Here is a 407-nt window from a genome sequence, read left to right as displayed (position 1 = left end):
CTGGCATTGCCCCAGCCGGTGAAGTCCTCGCTGCCGACATAGGTCAGACGCTCGATGTTCTCCGCCAGGTGGGTGTTGTCGGGGTTGATCACCGACACGCGCACTTCGTCATTGCCGCCATCGGCCAATTCGACGATGGACGCTGTAGCACCGTTGTTGATGTAGTAGATGTCGTCGCCGGCACCGCCTTCCAGTGTGATCGTCGGTGCGGTGTGATCCGGGCCGACGGCGAAGGTGTCATTGAACGCCGAACCGATGACGTTCTCGATGTTGGCCAGGGTGCTGCCTTCGGCATCGCCACCGCTGCCCACCACGCCCGTACCAAAACGAACCTCAACGTTGACGCCGGTGGCCGAGGTCGAGTAATCGACCGTGTCGCTACCGGCCCCGCCATCGAAATCCATGCC

Annotated in this window: 1 pseudogene; it reads right to left on the bottom strand. The window is 62.2% G+C overall.

Features of this window, described 5'->3' with window-relative positions:
• Positions 1-407 (bottom strand): annotated as a pseudogene (locus ACZ3HH_RS29415) (beta strand repeat-containing protein); the annotation flags it as partial.

Source organism: Pseudomonas sp. PME37.24/025 (assembly GCF_055556615.1).
Note: the sequence above shows the minus strand (reverse complement) of the source record. Positions and strands in the feature narration are given on the sequence as shown.